The organism is Shewanella phaeophyticola, assembly GCF_025398315.1.
GTDB classification, from domain to species: domain Bacteria; phylum Pseudomonadota; class Gammaproteobacteria; order Enterobacterales; family Shewanellaceae; genus Shewanella; species Shewanella phaeophyticola.
Window position 1 is genome coordinate 3756659 of the sequence record NZ_JAODOQ010000001.1, and the last position, 25012, is coordinate 3781670.

The window sequence follows — 25012 nt, forward strand, 5'->3', positions numbered from 1 at the left end:
TAACTAGATGCAATAATTGAGATTTAAGTCACTGTTTATTTTAATAAATGAGCAATCATAGATTAATGTGAACTCGATTCACTTTTAGGTTGAATTTTGCATTGTTAAGTTGATATAGATCACGATTCAATCTTGCAGCAAATAACGAAAAACCTGCTTTTTTAAGCAAAATTGAGACTGATTCGCCTAAACATGAGCATACCAATATTGTGATGCCATCTACCCATAACTCAAAGCGTAACAGTCAAGTATTTTGGAGGTAGAAAGTTTGATCAGAGCTCATTTACGTCAATAAAATAGATAAATGGAGCAGAACAAACTTACTTTTAAAATTATCGCTGGCTTTTTTATCAGCAAAATAGATATTATGAGATTGATTATTATCAAGTTATGAATGGATGCTGTTGGTAAATGATTCTTAAAACTAAAACACTGCAAATGACCAAAACACCGCAAACGATTGCCGGTCAAAAACAAGAACAAGATGTGGCTTTCTTTTTACGCCGCGCATTTAAAGATCATCCTGAAGTGCTGGTTATCAACGACTTCAAATTCAGCTTTAATGATGAAACCGCACAAATTGATCACTTGATTGTATACACCTATGGCTTCGTGCTCATTGAATCAAAAAGCATAAAAGGTCACGTAAAGGTTAACAGCCAAGGCGAGTGGACACGCAGCTATAACAGCCATTGGGCTGGGATGCCCTCGCCCATCAAGCAAGTCGAACTGCAACAAGCCTTATTAAAGGAAATGTTGAAACACCATAAGAGTGAAATATTAAGTAAGTTGCTTGGCATAAAGCAGCAAGGCTTCAATGGACGCTGTTGGCACTATTTATGTGCGGTATCCAGTAGTGCTGTGATCGACCGAAAAACCATGCCCAAAGAGATTTCCGACAAGTTTTTCAAAACTGAATTTTTGGTCGATGAACTCAAAAGCATCATGAACCTTAAACACAAGATCATCCGCTTGATGAACGTCGCTGATACTCGTCCAGATTTCAACCAACAAGAACTCGATTCAATTGGCCAATTTCTTATTAGCCAACATATCGATTCAAATATTCAGCAAGCTGCTCATGATCCAGTGCTACTAAAGCAAATCCAACCGATATCAAATACGCCAGAACTAAAACCAGAGCTTGAGCCAGAGCTTCAACCAGCATCGGCGGCCACTCATCATCTAGCTCAATCTAATGCCGCAATGCTTGCACCAGTAGCCGCATTAGCACCAGAGCAACACCCGATATTAAGCTGTAAACATTGTGGCGAATTAACACAATACACACCCATGTATGGCAAATTCGGTTACTACATAAACTGTAACCAATGCAGCAAAAACACACCTATGAAACAAACCTGCCCACAATGCATGAGTAAAAATACCAAAGTCACCAAACGCAAAGAAACCTACACATTGAATTGTGTAGATTGTGGATTTGAAAAGCGGATTGTTTAGATGGTAAATAACTTACTTTGATTTCACTTGTATATAGTTAAATCATCTCAATAAATACAGAATTAATTAAGGAAGATAAAAAATGTTTGGAAGTGAGAAAAGTAACGCTACAGAAATAGGACAATTATGGCAACGTTTAGTTCCTCTAGAAAAATCTAATGAGGTTCTAAGTTCAATAATTAGTGCACAAAAAGAAGAAATTGAATTATTAAAAGAAAAAACTATACAGCCTTCAGAAAGTCAAAAGAATGCTCTACATGCCGCAAGATCAGCAGCACAACATAACGGTAAAATTCAGAGAACAAAGGAAGATGTAGAAAATCTACATCAAGAAATTCAGAGAACGAACATTGAGTTAGATTTACTATTAGAAAAGACGAAAAATACAGTTGCCAGTTTAGATGAAAAGATTGGTTTTTATGACGAAAATTTCAATAAGGGTGAAGACTTACTCAACGAAATTATTAGAATGCATAATGCATTAGAAGAAAGAATTAATGCAACAATAGAGCTACTTGATCAGAACAACGATCTTGAAGAACGTATTGATTCGGCAGATAAACAACTAGAAGCATTAAACGAAATAGATTCAAGAGCTCAAGGAATATTGAAAAACATAACAACAAACCATGCCAAAATAAAAGAATTAAGGGATGAAATTATAGGCTATGACACCGAAAATGAGGATGGAGAATCTCAAAGAATAGATGGGATGAAAGATCAATTAGAATCAACTTATACAGAGTTAGAAAATCAGATTTCTGAACTCAATGATCATTTACAAACGATACACACTGACTCTGAAGTTAATTATCAATCCCTACTAAAAAATGCTGAAAATAAAGCTGAAGAAAGTATTAAAAAACACGAAAACCAATATTCTGAAGTTTACAAAAAAATCATTACTTTATTACCAGCAGCTTTAACAACCGGACTAAGTGCAGCATATAATGAAAAGATAAACTCTGAAAGTTCAGAGCTGATCAGCCATAATAAAACCTTTTCAAATGCAATAAAATCGCTTGTGTGCATTTCTTTAATTCCATTTTTTGCAGATTTATACCTATTAGTAGGTTTAGAAAAAGATTTAGTCTCAGTAATTTCAGAAACACCTAAATTAGCCTTATCGATATTACCACTATATCTTCCTATTCTTTGGATGGCTTACTCTTCAAATAAAAAAATTAAATTATCAAAAAGACTAATTGAAGAATATACCCACAAGGCTGTTCTAAGTAAAACATTCGAAGGTTTAGCCACTCAAATTGAAGAACTAGGAGATAGTGAAACATCGAACGAACTAAGAGTTAAACTACTCTTCAATCTACTTCACGTTAATTCTGAAAACCCAGGAAAGTTAATTTCGGACTATCAAACAACTGATCATCCGCTAATGGATGCGCTAGAAAAGAGTGTGAAACTGGGTGATGCTATCCCCCTGTGTCAGGATAGTTGTCGCCTCAATTAATTTACAAATAAACAGGGAGCGGTAAGTTACAGCAAGTGAATTATCAAAGGCATTCAGGTCAATTTAAAGAAGCTATATTAAACAAGTTTAGTCAAAGTGGTTTGTCGGTTCGTAAGTTTGCAGAGCAAGAAGGCATTAATCTCTCAACCCTGTATAGTTGGCAAAAGCAATTTAATACCTCAGGGTTAAACGTGTCAAAAGTCAGTTCATCGGATAAGTGGTCAAGTGAAGAAAAGTTTTCAGTGGTATTGGAAACAGCCTCTCTGTCGGCAGTTGAGTTAAGTGAATATTGCCGAGCTAAGGGGTTATATCCTGAGCAAGTCAACGGATGGAAGCAAGCTTGCATTGCCGGTAATACAAGCACAACACTGACAAGTAAAGCCAAGACAACACCTGGACAAAAGACTGACAAAAAACGCATTAACGAGCTAGAACGTGAGTTACGTAGAAAGGATAAAGCGTTAGCGGAAGCGGCTGCTTTACTCGTACTCGGAAAAAAGTTCGATGCCTATTGGAAGGAAAAAGAGGAAGACTGATTTCGCTGACCGATAGGCAGAAGCACGCGCAGTGGGTCAGTACAGCAGTAGCATCAGGCGCGAGACAAGATAAGGCCTGTGACGTGATTGGATTATCAAGTAGAACCTTACAGCGTTGGCGAATAGGCGGTGAGATTAGCGCAGATAAAAGGCCAACCGCAATGAGGCCAGAGCCTGGAAATAAACTGAGTCATGCTGAAAGACAAGCCGTGATTGATGTGTGTAATAGTGAAGAGTTTGCCTCATTACCACCAAGCCAAATTGTCCCGATACTCGCCGATAGAGGTGAGTATATTGCTTCGGAGTCGAGTTTTTACCGTGTATTACATACTAAAAACATGCTGCACCACCGAGGCAAAGCTAAGCCGAGAAATGTTCATAAAAAGCCAACCAGTTATACGGCTAAAAAAGCGAACGAAGTGTGGAGTTGGGATATCAGTTACCTGCCTACAACGGTGATAGGAATACACTATTATCTGTACATGATTGAAGATATTTACAGTCGAAAAATCGTCGGTTGGGAAGTTCACTACAGCGAAACAGGTGAGCAAGCAGCAGCACTGCTAGAGCGTAGCGTTTGGGCAGAGAAATGCTTGAAGAAAGATGTCGTGTTGCACTCTGATAATGGCGCGCCCATGAAGAGCCTAACGATGCGAGCTAAGATGTACGATTTAGGCGTTGTGACCTCACGAAGTCGCCCAAGGGTGAGTAATGATAATCCGTACTCAGAATCACTGTTTAGAACGGTAAAGTATCATCCACGTTGGCCTAGCGAAGGTTTTAAGTCGTTAGATGAAGCGCGTAAATGGGTAAAAGAATTTGTTTATTGGTACAACAATGAGCATCGACATAGCAGGATTAAGTTTGTGACACCAAACCAGAGACATGATGGTCTTGATGTAGAGATACTGGCGAAGCGAAAAGTGTTGTATCAGACAAAAAGAAATGAACATCCAGAACGATGGTCAAAAGAAGAGCGAAACTGGCAGCCCATAGGGGCTGTGGAGTTAAATCCAGAGCAACACAAAGAAGCTGCTTAACAATTTAGGCGACAACTGTCTTGAAAAACGCCGCTATCGAAAAATTGAAAAATATACCCGGATTTACAAAACTTACAGCTAAGTTAGAAAGAGAATCACAAGAAATCCTAAACGATGCAAATAATAAAGTATCTAAGGCCATTGCTGCTGTAACGGATCATTCCGACAAAGAGCGCGACGAAAAAACGGCATAATCACAACATGTAAGCAATCTAAATTGTATCCTTTACTCTCAAGAACAAAAAGCCTCAATACCGTTAGGTATCGAGGCTTTTTCTTTTCTTTTACAAGAAATTCAGCTCTAAGCTTCTAGGCTTAAAACGACAAGCAATATAGCGCAGGATAAATCGGGTTAGAACAAGGCGCTTTACCACGACGTTTAGCTTTCTTAAGCGAGTGGTGAAGCAACGCAGTTATCACCGATTTAGACAAGCTAGATTACATCATGCCGCCCATACCGCCCATACCACCCATGCCGCCCATATCTGGAGCAGAAGCTTCTTGTGGAATTTCAGAAACCATTGCTTCTGTGGTGATCATTAGGCCTGCAATTGACGCTGCAAACTGTAATGCGCTACGGGTCACTTTAGTTGGGTCTAGGATACCCATTTCTAACATGTCGCCGTAAGTGTCATTACCCGCGTTGTAACCGTAGTTACCGTCACCGTTTTTCACAGTGTTAGCAACTACTGATGCTTCTTGACCTGCGTTAGTTGCGATTTGACGTAAAGGCGCTTCCATCGCACGTAGGGCAATTACCACACCGTGTTTTTGGTCTTCGTTGATTACTTCAACGTCTTTAATTTTGCTTGCTACGCGAACAAGGGCTACACCACCACCGGCTACCACACCTTCTTCTACTGCAGCGCGAGTTGCGTGTAATGCATCTTCTACGCGAGCTTTTTTCTCTTTCATTTCAACTTCAGTTGCTGCGCCAACTTTGATTACTGCAACACCGCCAGCAAGTTTTGCCATACGCTCTTGTAGCTTTTCTTTGTCGTAGTCAGACGTTGATTCTTCAACTTGTTGCTTGATTTGAGAAACACGAGCTGAAATCTGCTCTTGGTCACCATTACCATCGATGATAGTAGTGTTATCTTTAGTGATGATAACGCGCTTAGCTGTACCTAAATCTTCTAGGGTAGCTTTTTCAAGTTCTAGGCCGATTTCTTCAGCGATAACCGTACCGCCAGTTAGAATTGCCACATCTTGAAGCATTGCTTTACGACGGTCGCCAAAACCAGGGGCTTTAACTGCTGCCACTTTAACGATGCCACGCATGTTGTTTACAACTAATGTGGCTAGTGCTTCACCTTCAACGTCTTCTGCAACGATAAGCAATGGCTTACCGGTTTTTGCTAGACCTTCAAGGATTGGCAATAATTCACGGATGTTAGACACTTTTTTGTCTACTAACAAAATGAATGGGCTGTCTAGTTCAACACTGCCAGTTTCTGGCTTGTTGATGAAATATGGTGATAGGTAACCACGGTCAAACTGCATACCTTCAACGACGTCTAATTCGTTTTCAAGCGCTTGGCCTTCTTCAACGGTGATAACGCCTTCTTTACCAACTTTTTCCATTGCGGTAGCAATGATGTCGCCAATTGACTCGTCAGAGTTAGCAGAAATAGTACCCACTTGAGCAATAGCTTTAGTGTCGGCACAATCTTGAGAAAGTAGTTTTAACTCAGCGACTGCTGCGATAACGGCTTTGTCGATACCGCGCTTAAGATCCATTGGGTTCATACCCGCAGCAACGGCTTTTAGGCCTTCAACAACAATAGACTGTGCTAATACGGTTGCAGTAGTGGTACCGTCACCGGCTGCATCATTGGCTTTAGAAGCAACTTCTTTCACCATTTGTGCGCCCATGTTTTCGAACTTATCTTCTAGTTCGATTTCTTTGGCAACTGACACACCATCTTTAGTGATTAGCGGAGCACCGAAGCTCTTGTCTAATACTACGTTACGACCTTTAGAGCCTAAAGTTACTTTCACTGCGTTGGCTAGAATGTTAACGCCTGCAAGCATTTTTACACGTGCGTCGTTACCAAATAAGACTTCTTTTGCTGCCATTTTTTGATGTTCCTTTAAATTTAATGATTAATTGGAAAGTCGAGTTGATGGACGAGGCTTAGCCTACAACTGCCATCAGGTCAGCTTCTGACAGGATTAATACTTCTTCACCGTCAATTTTTTCTTTTTTCACGCCATAACCTTCATTGAAGATCACAACGTCGCCCACTTTAACGTCAAGTGGAGTAACTGTGCCGTTTTCTGAAATACGACCATTGCCTACAGCAAGAATTTTACCGCGAGTTGATTTCTCTGCAGCGCTGCCTGTAAGCACGATACCGCCTGCAGATTTAGATTCAACTTCTAAACGTTTAACGATAACGCGGTCATGTAATGGACGAATATTCATCTATGAACTCTCCTAATGATGTGATGCCCAAAAAACGAGGCTATTGACTAACAAAAAAGGGATTTTCCCTTCGATGCATGTGATATGGGGGTAGTTGATCACAGATCCAAGGGGAATTTAAAAAAAAACTACACTTTTTTTAAGTCTGTTTTATTAAAACTTTACTAATACTGATAGAATTCGCCTCCTTTAAACGTATTAAAACACCTGAGAATAGATGAAAGACAGACACGGGTTACTCAGCAGGCCAATTGGTCGTGTGCTGCTTAATATGACCTTGCCTAACCTGATTGGAATTATGACCATTCTGGGCGGCAGTCTAGTAGACGTGTTTTTTATCAGTAAGTTGGGTACCGAACCTTTAGCCGCTGTGAGTTTTACCTTTCCGGTGACCTTAGTTATTTCGAGTATTGGCATTGGTTTAGGCGTTGGCGTTTCGACTAATCTCGGGCGCTTAATTGGTAGCGGCCATGCCCCCGAATCTAAAGTATTTTTGTTTGATGCGTTGTGCATGACATTGTTGATTATTTGGGGCTTATCGATTCTTGGCTGTGTGTTTATTGAGCCGATTTTTAGTTTACTTGGCGCGAACGAAGCCAGCCTGCCATTAATTAACGACTATATGTGGTACTGGTACCTAGGCGCACCGGCTCTAGTATTATTAATGGTGAGCAATCAGGGATTACGTGCAACAGGTGACACTCGAACACCGGCTAAAATTATGATGATTGCAGCAGTGGTCAATTTAGTACTCGACCCGTTGCTTATTTTTGGTATTGGGCCATTTCCACGTTTAGAAATTCAAGGCGCAGCCATTGCCACCACACTGTCTTGGGTTGTGGCGATGTCGTTAGCCGGATATTTAATCATCATTAAGCGCAAGTTAGTTGTATTTACCAGCTTTGACATTGGCCGGCTAATTTTACACTGGAAAGCCCTGGCACATATTGCACGCCCAGCAGCATTAATGAATGTGATTAACCCAATTGCTAATGGGGTGATTATGGCCATGTTGGCGCGTATTGATCAGTCCGGGGTAGCTGCATTTGGCGCGGGCACGCGTTTAGAGTCGGTGTTACTCATCGTGGTGATTGCTTTATCGTCGAGTTTAATGCCGTTTATTGCGCAAAACTTAGGGGCAAACCAACCTGAGCGCGCTAAAAAAGCCTTATTGATGTCGCTGCAGTTTGTATTTGTGTTTCAAACTCTGTTATTTATTCCGCTGTATTTTAATGCAACAGCCATTGCGCAACTGTTTACCAGTGATCCGTTAGTGATTGATTGGCTGAGTTTTTATGTCATGGTGTTGCCAGCAGCTTATGGCCTTTAGGCATTGTGATTATTTTTGCCACCAGCTTAAATGCCTATCACCGCCCAATGAGTTCGTTAGTCATCAACCTTTGTCGATTAATGTTTTTAATGCTGCCATTTGCAGCCCTAGGTGCTTATATCGGTGGTATTAAAGGGGTTTTACTGGCTCATGCCGATAACTAATACGTTAATGGGTATTGCCTGCTATTACTTGGCCACAAAGATTAGCGAACCAAGCGACATAAAGCACACGATTCCCTACAGTGAAAAACACCATGACTCGTCAAATTATGATGACCATAATGAGCAACATAACCATCTTTCTCGCACTGCTGCCGCAAAACCCTCTGTAAATAACATCATTGATTAATGGTCAGCCTATAAAGCTTTAGCGATTTCACAAAGCAGATTAATTTTCGATTAATCTTATGCCAAACATTACCTTTCGGTGCGGTCGATGAGTTAATATCATTTACCTTTTCAAGCCAAAAGCATCAGTAGTCCACAATGAAAAAATCCATTTATGCCGCGTTAATGTCTGCGATTATTTGCCCTGGAAGTGGCCAACTCTGGTTGGGTAAAAAGTGGCTTGGTTGGGGATTTATTAGCGTAAGTGTAGTGTGCATAGCATTGTTAATGAACCATATCATTAATCGCGCCCAAGTGATTGCCGAGCAGATTTTGGCGGGCAATATTGCTAACGATTTAAGTTCTATTTACGCCGAGGTCTCTAAAGCCGCACTAGACACGCAATCGACAGAGTTATCGCAACTCACATGGTTTTTTATTGCCAATTGGGTGTTAAGTATCGTCAGCGCATTTTGGCTTGAAGTCAAACAAGATAAGCTGTTACAAACAAAAACAGCCGACTAAATCATGTTTATCCGGCTGTTTTTATTGTGATGAGGGGTTATTTTTTGTCGTCTTTTGGGTCTAGCGGCTCAACGTCAATAATGTCATCGTCGTTTTTGTTTTGCTCAATGTGGTGGCTACGCGGTTGTTCGTCTTTACGTTCAAAATCACCATCAAAAGTATTGCCGTTTTGATCAAACGGATTTTGGTTACTAAATGCACTGATTGACCAAACGGGTTTTGCCCTGAGCCGAAACCACCTTTAAAGCCCCCGTTGGCTACCACACGCAGTTGCATGCGCTTATACAAAAATTTTGCAATGGGTGCGCGGGTAAATGGGGTTAATAAAATTAAGCCAATAAAGTCGGTTACAAACCCAGGGATAAGTAACAACACGCCTGCAGCAGCTAACATCATACCTTCAACAATCTCATGCCCTGGCGCTTCGCCGCGAGCCAGCTTTTGTTGTACTGTCATTAACGTGCTTAAGCCCTGGCTGCGTACTAACGACACCCCAACAACGGCAGTAAATAACACTAAGCCGACCGTGGTCCATGAGCCAATAGAGCTGGCCACTTCAATCAGTACGTTGAGCTCTATAACCGGGACAAGTACAAATATTAACAATAGTATAAAAAACATATTGGCCTCTAATCATCGCTTTTTGTTACAGTTTGCGACGTGTAATAAATAACGTAGCGACGTATAAGTAATAAAGTGGCGACCTTAAAAATTCTGTCGATGAAACTTAAATGGGGGTTATCGGGTCTGTTTTCAAGACAGCTCACGAATATCATCTCAGTTTAGTGAAAATTCAGCTAAATAAGCGTAATGTGATGACGCTTTTAGTATAACGCCTTTAACTTAAGTAAACTTTAAGATTATATATGTATAAACCCAAACAACTCGTGATGTTAACCACGTGCCCAGATGCAGACACGGCAAAAATAATTGCCGATGCGCTCGTTGAGAACCAACTGGCAGCCTGTGTACAAATAGGCCAAACAGTTGAGTCGGTTTACCGTTTGGAAAATACGGTTTGTCAGTCACAAGAAGTCCCTTTGCAAATAAAATGCATGGCCGCTCAGTTTGATGCCATTGAACAACTTGTGCTCAAATTGCATCCTTATGAAGTACCTGAATTCATTGCCATTCCGATTATCGGTGGTTTTGGCTCTTATCTACAATGGATAGAAGACAACTCACAATCATGAAAAAAATAGTCGCTTTATGCCTGACATCATTGTTATTGATGTCATCAATTTTACTGGTACCTTCCGCGCACAGTGCGAACTCTTCTAGTAACACGTTTAGTTTTTTAAGCAGTGAGCCCAAGCTCATGCCAGTTAACGAGGCGTTTGCGTTTGATTATGAGCAACAAGGTAATCAACTCAAAATCAGCTTTGTGATTGCAGACGGTTATTATTTGTATCGCGATAAGCTGCAGTTTTCTGCCGACGGCGCCGTGATTGGCGATATCGCCTTGCCTCGTGGTAAAAACCATCACGATGAGTACTTTGGCGACCAGGAAGTTTATTACACCTTTGTAGAGATCCCTGTAGGGCTAAAACAAGCTGACGCGGATGCACTATTTCAAGTCACGTTTATGGGCTGCGCTGAAGGCACATTATGTTATCCGCCTACCAAAAATGAGGTCAAATTAGCTGCTGTTGAAGCTAACGACGGTAAGGTGGTTACGGCTAAAAAAGTGATTGGCGCCCCAGAAGTAACGCCATCAATAACGACTACAGATACAGCAAAAGCGCCGATAACCCAACAAGATAACTTAAGCCAAATGCTGCAAAACGACAGCCTGATATGAATCTTAGTGATTTTCTTTGGTTTAGGGATAGGTTTAGCGTTAACCCCTTGTGTGTTCCCTATGTACCCTATTTTGTCGGGCATTATTGTTGGCCAAGGGCAAAAGCTGTCTACCGCTAAAGCATTCACTTTATCAATGGCGTACGTACAAGGTATGGCCATTACCTATTCGTTATTAGGTTTAGTTGTTGCCTCTGCCGGGCTTAAGTTTCAAGCGGCGCTGCAACACCCTGCTATTTTGATTTTCTTAGCGGTGATGTTTGTGCTGCTGAGCTTATCTATGTTTGGCATGTACGAGTTGAAGCTGCCATCAAAATGGCAAGAAAAAATGAACGACATGTCGAACAACCAAAAAGGTGGCAACCTGATTGGCGTGTTCTTAATGGGTGTTATCTCTGGGTTAGTCGCATCACCTTGTACTACAGCACCGTTATCTGGCGCATTAATTTATGTGGCGCAGTCTGGCGACTTAATTCAAGGCTTTTTAGCGCTTTATGTATTAAGCATGGGAATGGGTGTGCCGTTACTGATCATAGGTACTTCTGGCGGTAAAATTCTACCTCGTGCTGGTGCCTGGATGGATGTGATTAAAACGGTATTTGGTTTCTTACTCATTTCGGTATCAATTGTAATGGTCGGCCGTATTTGGCCAGGTCTGGTGTCTGATTTAATGTGGTCGGTTTGGGGCATTGCGTTAACAGGTTACTTAATGCACCAAAATAAGCTCAGCGAATTTAACTGGAAACAAACCACTCGTGGCGTGTTGTTGTTACTGACATTATTAGCCAGCTTCTCATACGGTTTTCAGGCGCTGATGACAGCTTTTGGTCACGACGCGCCAAACGTGAGCCAAACAAACGTTGAAGGCAAAACCACCAACGAAGCTAATCATTTTGTGCGCATTAAATCACTTGCCGACTTAGACGTTGAACTGGATAAAGCCAGCATTAGCGGCAAAACCGTGATGCTCGACTTATACGCCGACTGGTGCGTGGCCTGTAAAGAGTTTGAAGCGATTACCTTTAAAGATAAAGAAGTTGCTAAGCGTTTGGATCAGATGGTTTTACTGCAAGCCGACGTTACCGCTAGCGACGATATCGATATTGAGCTGCTTGAACATTATGGGGTGCTGGGATTACCAACACTTTTGATGTTTAACCAAGACGGTGAGCAGCGTGAAGACTTACGTGTAACCGGGTTTATGGGCCAAAAGACTTTGCGGCTCATTTAGACCTGTTATTAAAATAACGTTAAATATTTTCTATTTAAATCAGCACCTTTAGTTACTAAAGGTGCTTTTTTTACATTAGTAGTTATTAAAGTCATCGAAAGTTAAACTTTTTCTTATACAATATGGTTTTATACCCCTCTTTCAAGGAGTTTTATGGAACCCGCTATTCTTATCATCACCTTATTGTGCGGCATGTTGGTGAGCCGAGTCGGCTTACCGCCACTCATTGGTTACCTTATCGCGGGATTCGTACTATTCACTTTCGGCATTGAAGACTCTAGCTTACCCATTTTGCAACAGTTGGCTGATTTAGGTGTCACACTACTGCTGTTTTCTATTGGCCTTAAACTCGATATTAAAAGTTTATTTAAAGCCGAAGTCTGGGCTGGATCGAGCTTACATTTAATGGGTTCACTTATCTTTTTTGTCCCAGTACTCAAATTATTGGGCTTTTTGGGCATAGAACAACTTGACGGTTTTAGCATTAATCAGCTGATGTTAGTGTCATTTGCCCTGAGCTTTTCGAGCACGGTATTTGCGGTAAAAGTGCTTGAAGACAGCGGTGATATGCAGTCGCTTTATGGCCGTGTCGCGATTGGTATCTTGATTATGCAAGATATCTTTGCGGTGATATTTTTAACCATTTCAAAAGGTAATATCCCATCTATTTGGGCTCTTGGGTTATTACTGCTACCGTTGGCTCGCCCGCTAATTTATAAACTATTTGACCGAGTCGGCCACGGTGAAATGCTGGTGCTCTTTGGCTTAGTGATGGCATTAGTTGTGGGGGCATGGTTATTTGAGGCTGTCGGCTTAAAACCCGATTTAGGCGCGTTGATTATCGGTATTTTACTGGCAGGACACGCTAAATCATCAGAGTTAGCCAAGTCGATTTACTTCTTTAAAGAATTATTTTTAGTCGCGTTTTTCTTAACTATTGGCCTCAATGGGCTACCTACCCTCGCTGATATTGGTTTAGCGGCCATTTTAGTGGCATTAGTGCCCGTTAAAATAGTGATGTTTGTATACCTGTTAACTCGCTTTAAACTGCGCTCGCGAACCTCATTATTGGCCTCGTTTAACCTAGGTAACTACAGTGAGTTTGGCCTCATTGTGGCAGCTGTTGCGGCGCATAAAGGTTGGTTACCACCTGAGTGGTTAATCATTATTGCTGTGGCATTGAGTATTAGCTTTTTATTTGCTGCGCCACTGAACAACAGTGTCAGTAAAATTTATCAACGCTACCAATCGAAGCTCACCAAGCTTGAACGCCACCCACTTCATCCTGAAGACAGACAGATTAGAATTGGTAATCCTCGCTTTTTAATTTTGGGGATGAGTCGCATTGGTTCTGGTGCGTACGATGAGTTACGCGCTAAATATACCGGTGAAATTTTAGGGATTGAGCACAAACAAGAACTGGTGGATTTTCATCGCTCTAATGACAGAAATGTTGTCCAAGGTGATGCTAGCGATACCGATTTTTGGGAAAAACTAGAACGCGCACCAAACCTTGAATTAGTGCTATTAGCGATGCCAAATCACGTGGGTAATTTGTTTGCGGTACAGCAACTTCACAAACTCAATTATGAAGGCAAAATTAGTGCGATTGTACAATTTGCTGAAGATGCTGAGTCATTAAGAGACTCTGGCGTGCACACCGTTTACAACTTGTATGAAGCGGCTGGAGCTGGTTTTGTTGACCATGTAATCCATGAGTTGCTTGAGTCACCACCTGAATTGGTACCGGAGCTTACTACAGTTAGTACCGCTGAAACTGATGAAGGTGATACTGAAACGCAACACGTTAAGCAGCCATCATAAAACTAACCAATCCGCTCGCTATAAACAAAACGCCTACCTATAAATGTAGGCATTTTGTTTACGACACAGTATTTTCAATTTTGCTTCCGATAAAAAATCTCAGTTACAGACAAGGCAAAGTCATGCTATAACTCAACAACGTAAATTTGTGTTTTCTTGTCACCCTTTAGTTGGATTTTTTGAAGTATGCCTAACCCTGCTCAGCGCGCGACTAAATTATTTGTTCAAACATTCGGCACCAAGCCTGATGAGTTATATCAAGCGCCCGGCCGAGTGAATATTATGGGTGAGCATACTGATTATAACGAAGGTTTAGCGCTCCCTGCGGCAATTAATTTCCATACCGTTATTGCAGTAAAACACCGCGAAGATAATCTCTTTCGTGCCGTTACGACTGCCTTTCCTGGGCAAATTAAGCAATGGCATTTTGGTGAAGAAGGCTCTGTGGCAGCAGGCGATGACTGGAGCCACTATTTAAAATGCGTTACTGCGGCCATGAATCAGTCTGGCTTACAAGCAAAAGGACTCGATTTAGCCATTGTCGGCGACGTACCATTAGGTGCTGGCTTGTCGTCATCGGCAGCGTTAGAAATCGCCTTTGGTACCGCCATTAGCTACGCCAGCCAATTACATTTATCACCGTTAGCCATTGCACAACTTGCTCAACGCGGTGAAAGCCAATTTATGTGTTTAGATTGCGGCATGATGGACCAAATGATCAGTGCCATGGCTGAACCCGAACACGCCTTATTAATTGACTGCTTAGAGCTCGAAAGCGAACCAGTATTGCTGCCCGAAGACCTAAGCATGATTATTATTGATACCAAACAAGACAGGCATGCGTTTACTCAACAATTTGAGCAACGTAAAAAACAAGCTAATCACATTACCCAGCTGCTAGGACTTGATTCATTACGTGACCTGTCTTTAAGTCAGCTGAACCAAAATAAATCGCTATTAGATGATGAACAGTTCCGCCGAGCGCGTCACATCATTAGTGAAAACCAACGCACCAGTAATGCCGCTCGCGCATTGCAACAAAACAATATTGCCCGCTTTAGTCAGTTAATGGCACAGTCGCAAGCGTCTATGCGTGATGACTTTGACATTATTAGCCCAGAAATAGACATCCTAGTCACCATGATTTCAACCTTGATAGGTGAGCAAGGTGGCGTACGCATGAGTGACGGTTGTGTCCTTGCATTAGTGAGCCATGACTTAAGCGATGATGTGATTAATTTAGTCGAAAATCAGTTCTTTGCTAAAACAGGCATAGAAGCAACAATTCATTTATGTTCAGCCAGTGGCGGTGCTGGACGCATCCGCTAGAAATAACAATGTAGAGAGGCGTAAATGGTACGTTTTAGTGTGCTGGAACCTTGGCAAGATCCTCGTGGTGGCGAGATTGAGCGGGTTAGGATAGATAATGGCATCATCGCACTTGAAGTATTAAGTCTAGGCGGCATCATTCGATCATTATGGACACCAGATCGCAATGGTGAGCGTAAAAATATTGTTTTAGGGTGTGATAGCGCAGAAGATTACTTAACTCAACAAGCGCATTTAGGCGCTGTGGCTGGGCGTTACAGTAATCGCATTGCTAATGGCACAATGCAATACCAAGACCAGCGCTATTCACTTAGCGTAAATCAAGCGACCAACTGTTTACATGGTGGTACTGAAGGCTTTAACCGCAAAATATGGCAATTAGGCACCCTAAGTGATGGTGTGCGGTTAACCCTAAAAAGCCCTGACGGCGACATGGGGTTTCCGGGTAATTGCACTGTACAGTTAGACTACCGTTTAGCCGCTAACAATTTGTACATTGAAATACTCGCCAGTACCGACAAAGCCTGTCCAATAAGCTTAACTCAACACAGCTACTTTAATTTAGACGGTAACCGCAGCAACACCAATGTCGAACATACTCTGCAAGTGGATGCGACCCGCTACCTCACCATGAATGATGTTGGCGTCCCCACAGGAATAGCATCAACGGCTGACAGTGACCTTGATATGGCGACAGCCACACTCATGTCGGTACAAACACAACGCGCCGCATTAGCAGCCACTAACGGATTTGATCACTGCTATGTGCTTGATAACCCAGGAGCGGATTTACAACGCTTTGGCTGTTTAGCCAGCCCAAATAGCGGCCGCAATATGACGGTTTACACCAATCAACCTGGCGTGCAGGTTTACGGAGCGAACTTTTTACAAGGCACTATCGCCAAAAAGCAGCGAGCACTCGTAAACCATCAAGCCGTGTGTATTGAACCGCAAATGCTACCAGACTCGCCAAATCAACCAGCTCTGCCTGGTGCAAGCGAGGTATGGATAACACCAGACAAGGTGTACCACCATATGACGCGTTATCAGTTCGATGTTGAATAATTTGCCCCCCAAACCCACATTTAACGCCGAAGACATCGGACAAATCGCTGTCGGGGCTTTTGCCCTGTCGGTGCCGATTGCGTTTTCTGAAGAAGCCTGGCGCTTGTCGGCCAGTTTACCGACGTTAAACTTAGTGCTTGTCGTGTTTTTGTCGCTGGCGTTTATCACACTATTTGCTTATCAGAGTGTGTTTCAAGGCAATATTATAAAACGCAGAAGGGCATTTTTTTTACGGGTAGTTGCCGCGTATTTTTTGACATTAATAGTGGTAGGGATCGTGTTATTGGCATTAAATAAGCTGCCGTTGCTAACCGACCCTATTTTAGCCCTAAAGCGCATTATTTTAATTGCGATGCCTGCGTCGATGGGTGCAATTATTGTGGACAGTTTCGATAAAGAATAATCAAACTAACGGCATTTAATACAAAAACGAGCATAAAAACAAACGGCATAAAGAATCGTCATTCTTTATGCCGTTTTGATAACCCGACAAACCACGACAAAACCAGTTATTGATATCAATAACTGGTTTACGCAATTAATCGTCTAGGTTATCACCCATTTCGTCGTAATTATCGTCATCGTCGTCATCAGAATCATCAAAATCTGGTATATCATCATCTGAATCTGCAACTTCATCTGGCTCGGCCGCTGGTTTGGCTTTGCGAGGTGGTGCCGTATCTGGCACTTTTGACAAATCGATCCGTGATTGGTGCTTTGACATAAACTCAGCGCGAGCAGCTTTCCAAGCATCCCCAAACTCAGCCATTGCGGCTGCTGTTTGTTCGTCATCTAAGTCATGTAAATTAGCTTTAACGATGTCTTCTACAAATTCAACAATGGTGTTTCGCACAGTGTGGAACATGTAGACGCGCCCTGGAGACGCTTGTGGTAATTGGCCGTCATAAAAGACAATAGTATTGCCTTTCGATGTTCTTAACTCGCCAACCCAAAGTTTTTTTGCTGTGTTATACATATATGCTAACGCCCTTAAATCAACACATATTCTAAAAATGATGCAGTGTGCTGGGCAATAAAACACCCAATCTGCACCACGATTATCTGTTCTGTATTTACGTGGGTATTTAAACAGAATATTTCTGAGAATCAATGCCTAAAACGATGAATTTTTCGCGTAATCGCATAAAAACAGCAGTCTTAGAAAAATTTCTTCACATCAAGACCAGTACCCTTATCAAAAGTATGGCTATTGACCAACTAAATAGATCGAGTTAATCACTTTGATAAATGATCCTTGATATGTGGACAATAGCCTAAATAGAACAGCCTTCAAGTTTTTTATCTAAAAAATATTATCGGTATCACTGTGTTGTTGGAGCATCTTAACTAAGCGTCTAAATCCAACACAATTTTGCCTTTATGTTTGCCGGACTCCATTAACTGGTGTGCTTGTACTACCTGTGCAAAAGGAAACACACTGTCGATTGGAATGCTCATAGCACCACTGTTTAATAATGGCCATACATGCTCTGCTAGGCCTTGAGCTATTTGTGCTTTATTGGCGACACTTTGTGGCCGCAGTGTTGAACCAGTCCACACCACGCGTTTTGCCATAATACGGAAAATATCAATAGTCGCTTGTGCAGCTACGCTGCATCGCTACTGACACCATGCGTCCGTCGATAGCGATGGCTTTGAGATTTTCATTAATAAAATCGCCACCAGCGATATCCATAATCACATTAACGCCAACGCCCTGGGTAGCCGCTAAAATAGGTTCAACAAATTGTTCCTCATTATAGTTAATCGCCACACTGGCACCTTGTTCTAAACAGTATTGGCATTTTTCAGCACTGCCCGATGTCGCAAAAACTTTAGCTCCAAGACGGCTGGCCATTTGAATCGCGGTGGTACCGATACCACCAGAGCCACCATGAATTAATACGCTCTCTCCCGCTTTAAGCCCTGCGCGAATAAACAAGTTACCCCACACAGTAAAAAAGGTTTCAGGTAGCCCTGCTGCTTGCACATAACTGTAACCTGTTGGGATTGGTAAACAGTGGGCGGCGTAAGTGTTAACTAACTCGGCATAGCCGCCACCAGGTACTAACGCACACACCTTGTCACCGGCTTGCCACTGTGTCACGTCGTCGGCTACAGCAACAATTTCACCGGCAACTTCTAAGCCAATAATTTGGCTTGCCCCTGCTGGCGGCGGATAAGCGCCGACACGCTGCTTAATGTCTGGGCCATTAACCCCCGCTGCATGCACTTTAATGGTCACCTGGCCTGCCGACGGTAAATCGAGGGTTGACTGTGTCATGGTCATGACGCTGGATTTGCCGGGTTGTTCAACAGTCACATGGGTAAATTGTCTGTTATGTGTTGCCATAAAATATTGTCTCGATTGAATGTTATTAGAATGTAAGCAGATATAGATAGGCTGTTATTTGACCCATTTTTTATTCGAAAAATCAGTACAGTTTTCAACAAAACGAACAATAAACGTCTTTAAACGCCCAAATCACTTGCCTATATTAGCTAAACCTTTACTATACCCGACCGCTTATACCATGGAGCAAAATACGTGAAAAAATACCTATCACTTATGCTGTTGTTAGCCAGTATTCACGCCCATGCAACGCCGATCCGGATTGCATCAGATATTTGGTGCCCCTATATTTGCGAAAATCATCAAGGCTATATTGTAGAATTAACACAACGCGCTTTTGAAATCCAAAACCAAAAAGTTGAGTTTATAACTATTCCATATAAACGTGCTTTAGTTGAGCTACAAAGAAACAATATTGACGCCGTATTAGCGTTAACCCCAAGCGCGATTGCCGCCAACAAATTTGTGAGTGCGGATGTCGTTTTTGGCTATAACAGTAATGACTTTTACACCTTAGTCGACAGCCAAGAGTCGTTTAACCATATATCAGATCTTAATTTCACCCAGCAGGCTGCTGTTGTATCAGGTTACGATTATGGTATAGAGCTTGATGCTTGGCTAAATGCACACCCAAACAGTTATTTTGCCTCAGGAAGTGACCCTTTAGCGATGAATATCATTCGTCTTGTAAAAGGCCGTCACTCGGTGATCATCGACAATAAAAGTGTCATTGAGTACACCGCGAGTCAATTAAACTTAAGTCAACAATTACGTTATGCAGGTACGATAGGCAAACCAGTCCCCTTATATGTAGGGTTTAGTCAGCAAAATCAGGCAAATGCCGTTATGTTAGCTAACGGCATTAAACTGCTTAAAGACAATGGCGAATATCAAAGTATTATGAACAAATACAAATTATTACCTGAAGTTGGTTATGACAAGGCACACTATAAACGTCTTCACAAGTTCCTTCCTGCGCTTAATTGATGTCATTTCTCCTGTATTCATCTCCAAATATCCATTGATAATATGCAAGATTTGGTAACATTATTTCACTTTATATTCATTCCATCTTGTTTAAACTCACACCCACAAAAACAATAAATTATCATTTGGGATGAATAACATCTGCTCACAGGTGTTTGAGGAATATTTATGCGCGTATGTTGCCAACTGCTATTATTGGCCTTTACCAGCTCTGTCATTTTTACGAGTTCAGCTTCAGAGATTGTTCAAAGCAAAGGTCATTTTGAAGATAAATTTCGCCAACTTGAAGAAAGTCTCCCTACACCAAATGATTACCGCAATGCAGCAGGCGAGCCAGGAAAAGACTATTGGCAGCAGCAGGTTGACTATAAAATCAATGTCACACTAGATGAAAATAAGCGTCGCATTCAAGGTGAGCAAGTCATTACTTACCATAACAATTCTCCGTATAAGCTTAAATATTTGTGGTTACAGCTAGAGCAAAACCGTTTTAAATCCGACTCCATTGCAGAGCGCAGCAGCACCTTTAATGGTGTTGATGGCAGTGTCAGTGCGGCGAACACTTATGGCGACAGTGCATTTGCAAAAATCAGCCTGCAAGATCTACGTCGCCAACAGTTTTTAACCGACAACAGCCTCGGCTACCAGATAGCAGCAGTAACCGATGCAAATAAAAAACCTTTAAAATACACCATTGTCGGTGCTCAAATGCGTATCGATTTACCTACGCCGTTACCTCATAATCAATCCACTACGCTTAATATAAATTACCGCTACAACATTTTAGAAGAAGATGCCGTTGGGGCTCGCTCGGGTTATGAACACTTTCCTGACGATGAGCGTGAAGGGGGAATGACATCTTTTTATTAGCCCAGTGGTTTCCACGAGTCGCTAGCTATTCTGACTACGAAGCGTGGCACAACAAAGAGTTTTTAGGCAGCGGTGAGTTTACCCTAGAGTTTGGTAATTACGATGTCAGCATGACAGTACCGAGCGACCATATCGTCACAGCCACAGGCGTATTACAAAACAGCAAAAACGTACTTTCAGCTACACAACGTGAACGCTTAGAAAAAGCTAAATCGGCTAAAAAACCGGTGTTTATTGTGTCGGCAGATGAAGCCCTCGCCAATGAGTCAAGTACGGTAAGTGGCACTAAAACATGGCACTTTAAAGCTGACAATGTTCGCGATTTTGCATGGGCATCATCGCGTAAATTTATTTGGGATGCTCAAGGTTATCAACAAAAAGACAGCCAGAATCCACAAGTGATGGCTATGTCATTCTACCCTAAAGAGGGTGGCGAGCTGTGGCAGCGTTATTCAACCGCATCAATAATCCACACGTTAAAAGTCTATTCACGCTTTACCTTTGATTATCCTTACCCAACCGCCAATAGCGTCAATAGCCCAGTAGGCGGCATGGAATACCCAATGATCAGCTTTAATGACCGCGCACCATTTGGCACGACGATGAAAGCCGCACCTATACCTTGTCTGAAAAACAATTTTTAATCGGCGTGGTTATCCACGAAGTCGGCCATAACTACTTCCCGATGATTGTAAACTCAGACGAACGCCAATGGACCTGGATGGACGAAGGCTTAAACAGCTTTTTAGACGGTATTGCCACCCGTGAATGGGACTCCTGATTTACCCTGGGGACGTGAGCCAAGTGATGTAATTGAATACATGAAGTCAAACGTGCAAGTGCCTATTATGACTCAGTCAGACAGTGTGTTGCAGCTTGATCCAAATGCTTATATTAAACCAGCGGTGGCATTAAATATTTTACGTGAAGTGGTATTAGGCCGTGAGTTATTTGACTTTGCCTTTCAAGAATACAGTCACCGTTGGATGAACAAACGCCCAACACCAAGCGACTTTTTCCGTACCATGGAAGAAGCCTCTGGGGTTGATTTAGATTGGTTTTTCCGTGGCTGGTTTTACACCACTGACCATGTGGATATCTCACTCGATCGCATTTATAAACTGCGCCTAGACACCAACAATCCAGACATTGATTTCGAGCGCCGTCGTCAAGACTATCAAGCCAAACCCATGCCTTATTCGGTGGAGCGCAATCAACAAAGTGGCCAAAAAACGTGGGTTGAACTGAACTCCGACAACCTTGATTATCACGACCAACATGATCAATTTAGCGTCACCAATAAAGAGCGAAATAAGTACAATAAAAAACACGCTGAACTCGATCCGTGGGAACAACAAGTACTGGCACGAGCGCTAAAAGAAGATAAAAACTACTACGTGTTTAACTTTGCTAATCTTGGCGGCCTAGTGATGCCTATCCTGCTCGACTTGACCTTTGAGAATGGTAACACTGAATCGTTAGTGTTACCGGCTGAAATTTGGCGTCGTTCACCATCACATGTCAGTAAGCTCATTGTGACCGATAAAGATAATATCTTGGTGTCTGCCGTGGTAGATCGCCGTGGTGAAACGGCCGACGTTGATATTGAAAACAACTATTATCCGCGGCAAATTATTCCATCACGCATTGAAGCCTTTAAAGAAGAAGAGCGTAAGGGCAATAAGTATCGCGACATTATGCATGACAACAAAGAAGCGTTAAAAGAACCTGAAATTAAAGTGAAAAAGAAATGATGCGCCCATTAATCACCTTAGTATTAATCAGCATGGTGAGTTTAAGTTTATTTGCAGGCAAGGCCTTTGGCCACCAACAAAAAGAAGCCTACACCAGTATTGTGTTTAATCAGCGCAGCGGCATGCTAGAAATTCAACATCGTTTTTACTTACACGATGCTGAACATGCCGCCCAGCAAGTGATCGATAAAAGCACGGATTTGATCAGCGATCCTGTTGGACGCGAAGCTTTTGCGTATTACGCCATTTCAACCTTTGCTATGCAAGACCAACAACAGCAACCGCTCACTTTGACTTATGTTGGTACCGAGTTAGAAGGTAAATATTTATGGGTGTATCAAGAAACCCCGATAACTGCAGATATGGATGGGTTTTACCTTAAAATGAGCGCCCTACAAGAGTTGTGGTCAGATCAAACCAACCACATCAATGTAGAGCGTAATAAGCGCGTCACCTCGGCAAGGCTGCACATTGCTGACTCGTGGCACTTCATTGAAGTCGCTAAACCTGCGCACTAGATAGCACTTCTGCACTGTGGAACTTTATCACGGACGGTATAATCGTCCGTTAAGTTTTCACAATATCATCTAGCGCATCGGCTAAGGTTGAATACGTCACACAATGCACGCCATCAGGCTTAAAACCGGCTTTTGCCAGGGTTTTCAGTGGCTGAAATTGAAAATCTGCCAACAATACTCGGGTGTTATCGTGCTTACACTTGGCAATGTATTTGTATAACGCCGCAACACCGCCAGAATCTAAAATAGACACCCCATCGAAATACAATACCACGCCATCTTGTTCAGCACTTAAATGAACCAACTCACCAAAGACGCCATCTGCTGCAGCAAAAAATAATGGCCGTTAATTTTAAACACTTTCCAACGTGGTGGCAGTTCAACATGGATGTGTTTTTTCTGCTCGCTAATGTCTTGCACTTTGGTCATGTCGGCGACTTGTTTCATAAACAGTAGCGAGGCCAAAATAATCCCGGCGCTAATCGCTATCACCATGTCGAAAAATATGGTCAGTAATAAACACACCATCAACACCAGTACTTCACTGGCAGGGGCTTTTTTGACTAAGTGAATAATCTTGGGCGCTTCGCTCATGTTCCACGCTACCATGATAAGCAGTGCTGACATGCCCGCCATTGGGATGTACGCCAAAATGGTACTCAAGGATAATAAAGACACCAATACCACCAGCGCGTGTATCATGGCTGCGACTGGGCTTACCGCACCCGATTTATAATTGGCAGCAGAACGGGCAATTGCCGCAGTCGCGGTAATACCGCCAAAAAATGGCGTAATAATATTGCCGATCCCCTGGCCCAGTAGTTCACTATTGGCACTGTGCTTTTTGCCTGACATACCGTCTAGCACTACCGCGCACAGTAACGATTCAATCGCGCCCAACATGGCAATGGCAAATGCCGCAGACAATAAATCGCTAACTAATTGCCAAGTAAACGCCAATGGCACTTCACCTGATTGCGCGCGCAGCCACGGCCACTCAAAATCGGGCAGCATTGACGGTATACCTGCACCGATAGAACCGTCGGCTAAGGTAAAACTGAAGGTTGAGCCTATCGTCGCCACATGAAACCCTAACAGATTTAACATCAAAGCCACGATGCTACCCACCACCACTGCGGGTAAATGCGCAGGCACCGCTATCTTAAGCTTTGGCCACAAAATAAACACCACTAAGGTGCTTAAACCTACCAGCAACGTCGACCAGAAAACCCTGGTATTTCCTGGGTTAAGGTGGCTACCTTACCCACAAAGCTTTCAGGCATTTCTGTAATGTTCAATCCAAAAAAGTCTTTTACTTGCAGCACAGCAATAACAACGGCAATCCCGCCGGTAAAACCTAACGTCACTGACTCAGGAATGTATTGAATAAAACGACCCAAGCGAAACAACGCCATGATAATCAGCATCACGCCAGATAAAATGCTCGCAAGTAACAGCCCAGATAGGCCATATTGCTGCACGATAGGATAAAGAATGACAACAAACGCAGCCGTTGGCCCAGATACGCTATAACGCGAACCCCCGGTTAGCGGAATGATTAATCCGGCAATAATGGCAGTGTATAAACCGTATTGCGGCGCCACGCCAATAGCAATAGCCAATGCCATTGCAAGAGGAATGGCAATAATACCAACGGTTAACCCTGCTAATAAATCTTTAGAAAACACGGCAATGCTGTAGGGATTGTCTTTTAAGGACTCTCGGAGCGCATGCCCGATACGAAGAGAAAATAAATGTGTGCGGTATTTCATTGAGGCGATCCCATTACCTAGGCGGTATAAAAGATACCCCTCATTATAGGCCGATTGTCCGCTAGTACAATCAAATTAAGTTACCACCTGATGATAATTTTATTATCATCACATTATAATAAATAAAATCGTATCAATAAAAAAGCCACGCTAGGTGGCTGTAGTGATACCATTTCCATTAATTATGTGACCAATCAGAGTCGCTCAGACTGTTCAGTTTGAGGCGCATTGTTGAAATAATGGTTATTCCCTTCTAAGGCAATGCAACAAAGAAATGGACTGTCTGAGCGTCTCCTGCAAGGCGGGTTTCTGTACCTTCTATGCTGCTTAATAGTATTTTGACGTACGACTGCATGGATGCAGGAGGTAGAGCAACGCAGGAGCAGTTGCCG

At 42.4% G+C, this 25012-nt stretch carries 15 protein-coding genes and 6 pseudogenes; 15 read left to right on the plus strand and 6 right to left on the minus strand.

Annotated elements, in window-relative coordinates; translation table 11 throughout:
- The first annotated feature begins 411 nt into the window (after positions 1 to 411).
- From N4T56_RS17450 to N4T56_RS17465, 4 genes are all read left to right on the plus strand, one after another.
- Positions 412 to 1461, plus strand: coding sequence for a nuclease-related domain-containing protein (locus tag N4T56_RS17450; RefSeq protein ID WP_261734123.1), 1050 nt, complete (start codon positions 412 to 414; stop codon positions 1459 to 1461).
- 82 nt (positions 1462 to 1543) lie between these two features.
- The gene (locus N4T56_RS17455) at positions 1544 to 2929 is read left to right on the plus strand and encodes a hypothetical protein (RefSeq protein ID WP_261734124.1); all 1386 of its coding nucleotides are present in this window, start codon (positions 1544 to 1546) and stop codon (positions 2927 to 2929) included.
- A 35-nt stretch (positions 2930 to 2964) separates the two neighbouring features.
- Positions 2965 to 4505 (plus strand): IS3 family transposase gene (locus N4T56_RS17460; RefSeq protein WP_261732418.1). Its coding sequence is split into 2 segments (ribosomal slippage): positions 2965 to 3430 and positions 3430 to 4505, totalling 1542 coding nucleotides; the frame shifts between segments, so codons are not numbered across the junction.
- A 20-nt stretch (positions 4506 to 4525) separates the two neighbouring features.
- Positions 4526 to 4699, plus strand: a complete 174-nt coding sequence (locus tag N4T56_RS17465; protein ID WP_261734125.1) for a hypothetical protein — start codon at positions 4526 to 4528, stop codon at positions 4697 to 4699.
- Positions 4700 to 4943: 244 nt separating this feature from the next.
- On the opposite strand, the gene groL is transcribed toward N4T56_RS17465, so the two are convergent.
- Complete coding sequence (groL, locus tag N4T56_RS17470; RefSeq protein ID WP_261734126.1) at positions 4944 to 6584, minus strand: chaperonin GroEL; 1641 nt, start codon at positions 6582 to 6584, stop codon at positions 4944 to 4946.
- 58 nt (positions 6585 to 6642) lie between these two features.
- Positions 6643 to 6933, minus strand: coding sequence for a co-chaperone GroES (locus tag N4T56_RS17475; RefSeq protein WP_011639076.1), 291 nt, complete (start codon positions 6931 to 6933; stop codon positions 6643 to 6645).
- Positions 6934 to 7150: 217 nt separating this feature from the next.
- Here N4T56_RS17475 and N4T56_RS17480 point away from each other — a divergent pair.
- Together N4T56_RS17480 and N4T56_RS17485 are read left to right on the plus strand one after the other, a co-directional pair.
- A pseudogene (locus tag N4T56_RS17480) lies at positions 7151 to 8614 on the plus strand (MATE family efflux transporter).
- Positions 8615 to 8751: 137 nt separating this feature from the next.
- Positions 8752 to 9117: a hypothetical protein gene (locus N4T56_RS17485; protein ID WP_261734127.1), complete on the plus strand. Its 366-nt coding sequence runs from the start codon at positions 8752 to 8754 to the stop codon at positions 9115 to 9117.
- 37 nt (positions 9118 to 9154) lie between these two features.
- On the opposite strand, the pseudogene N4T56_RS17490 reads toward N4T56_RS17485, so the two are convergent.
- A pseudogene (locus tag N4T56_RS17490) lies at positions 9155 to 9738 on the minus strand (FxsA family protein).
- A gap of 245 nt (positions 9739 to 9983) precedes the next feature.
- Here N4T56_RS17490 and cutA point away from each other — a divergent pair.
- From cutA to N4T56_RS17520, 6 genes and pseudogenes are all read left to right on the plus strand, one after another.
- Positions 9984 to 10310: a divalent-cation tolerance protein CutA gene (gene cutA / locus N4T56_RS17495; protein ID WP_261734128.1), complete on the plus strand. Its 327-nt coding sequence runs from the start codon at positions 9984 to 9986 to the stop codon at positions 10308 to 10310.
- Positions 10307 to 12165: pseudogene (locus N4T56_RS17500) on the plus strand (protein-disulfide reductase DsbD). The gene cutA and the pseudogene N4T56_RS17500 overlap by 4 nt, the downstream one beginning before the upstream one ends.
- A gap of 136 nt (positions 12166 to 12301) precedes the next feature.
- Positions 12302 to 13972 carry a cation:proton antiporter family protein gene (locus N4T56_RS17505; protein ID WP_261734129.1) on the plus strand — a complete coding sequence of 557 codons (1671 nt, stop codon included), beginning with the start codon at positions 12302 to 12304 and terminating at the stop codon, positions 13970 to 13972.
- Between the two features lie 186 nt (positions 13973 to 14158).
- Complete coding sequence (gene galK, locus N4T56_RS17510; RefSeq protein WP_261734130.1) at positions 14159 to 15301, plus strand: galactokinase; 1143 nt, start codon at positions 14159 to 14161, stop codon at positions 15299 to 15301.
- A gap of 24 nt (positions 15302 to 15325) precedes the next feature.
- The gene (locus tag N4T56_RS17515; protein ID WP_261734131.1) at positions 15326 to 16366 is read left to right on the plus strand and encodes an aldose epimerase family protein; all 1041 of its coding nucleotides are present in this window, start codon (positions 15326 to 15328) and stop codon (positions 16364 to 16366) included.
- Positions 16356 to 16769: a DUF2391 family protein gene (locus N4T56_RS17520; protein WP_261734132.1), complete on the plus strand. Its 414-nt coding sequence runs from the start codon at positions 16356 to 16358 to the stop codon at positions 16767 to 16769. Before N4T56_RS17515 ends, N4T56_RS17520 begins: the two co-directional genes overlap by 11 nt.
- Positions 16770 to 16904: 135 nt before the next feature.
- Here the strand turns inward: N4T56_RS17520 and N4T56_RS17525 are convergent, their stop codons facing one another.
- Positions 16905 to 17342: a hypothetical protein gene (locus N4T56_RS17525; protein ID WP_261734133.1), complete on the minus strand. Its 438-nt coding sequence runs from the start codon at positions 17340 to 17342 to the stop codon at positions 16905 to 16907.
- A 371-nt stretch (positions 17343 to 17713) separates the two neighbouring features.
- Positions 17714 to 18719, minus strand: a pseudogene (locus tag N4T56_RS17530) (NAD(P)H-quinone oxidoreductase).
- 195 nt (positions 18720 to 18914) lie between these two features.
- On the opposite strand from N4T56_RS17530, the gene N4T56_RS17535 reads away from it, so the two are divergent.
- The 3 genes and pseudogenes from N4T56_RS17535 (at position 18915) to N4T56_RS17545 (ending at position 22848) form a co-directional block, all read left to right on the plus strand.
- Complete coding sequence (locus tag N4T56_RS17535; RefSeq protein ID WP_261734134.1) at positions 18915 to 19706, plus strand: substrate-binding periplasmic protein; 792 nt, start codon at positions 18915 to 18917, stop codon at positions 19704 to 19706.
- A 168-nt stretch (positions 19707 to 19874) separates the two neighbouring features.
- A pseudogene (locus tag N4T56_RS17540) lies at positions 19875 to 22330 on the plus strand (M1 family metallopeptidase).
- Entirely contained in the window at positions 22327 to 22848 is a 522-nt protein-coding gene (locus N4T56_RS17545) for a DUF6702 family protein (protein ID WP_261734135.1), read from the plus strand. The pseudogene N4T56_RS17540 and the gene N4T56_RS17545 overlap by 4 nt, the downstream one beginning before the upstream one ends.
- A gap of 49 nt (positions 22849 to 22897) precedes the next feature.
- On the opposite strand, the pseudogene dauA reads toward N4T56_RS17545, so the two are convergent.
- Positions 22898 to 24620: pseudogene (dauA, locus tag N4T56_RS17550) on the minus strand (C4-dicarboxylic acid transporter DauA).
- Between the last annotated feature and the right edge of the window lie 392 nt (positions 24621 to 25012).

Coding starts and splice junctions, on each gene's coding strand:
- N4T56_RS17520 (WP_261734132.1), top strand. CDS start 16,356: ATGTTGAATAATTTGCCCCCCAAACCCACATTTAACGCCGAAGACATC.
- galK (WP_261734130.1), top strand. CDS start 14,159: ATGCCTAACCCTGCTCAGCGCGCGACTAAATTATTTGTTCAAACATTC.
- N4T56_RS17525 (WP_261734133.1), bottom strand. CDS start 17,342: ATGTATAACACAGCAAAAAAACTTTGGGTTGGCGAGTTAAGAACATCG.
- N4T56_RS17485 (WP_261734127.1), top strand. CDS start 8,752: ATGAAAAAATCCATTTATGCCGCGTTAATGTCTGCGATTATTTGCCCT.
- N4T56_RS17475 (WP_011639076.1), bottom strand. CDS start 6,933: ATGAATATTCGTCCATTACATGACCGCGTTATCGTTAAACGTTTAGAA.
- N4T56_RS17505 (WP_261734129.1), top strand. CDS start 12,302: ATGGAACCCGCTATTCTTATCATCACCTTATTGTGCGGCATGTTGGTG.
- N4T56_RS17450 (WP_261734123.1), top strand. CDS start 412: ATGATTCTTAAAACTAAAACACTGCAAATGACCAAAACACCGCAAACG.
- groL (WP_261734126.1), bottom strand. CDS start 6,584: ATGGCAGCAAAAGAAGTCTTATTTGGTAACGACGCACGTGTAAAAATG.
- N4T56_RS17545 (WP_261734135.1), top strand. CDS start 22,327: ATGATGCGCCCATTAATCACCTTAGTATTAATCAGCATGGTGAGTTTA.
- cutA (WP_261734128.1), top strand. CDS start 9,984: ATGTATAAACCCAAACAACTCGTGATGTTAACCACGTGCCCAGATGCA.
- N4T56_RS17455 (WP_261734124.1), top strand. CDS start 1,544: ATGTTTGGAAGTGAGAAAAGTAACGCTACAGAAATAGGACAATTATGG.
- N4T56_RS17515 (WP_261734131.1), top strand. CDS start 15,326: ATGGTACGTTTTAGTGTGCTGGAACCTTGGCAAGATCCTCGTGGTGGC.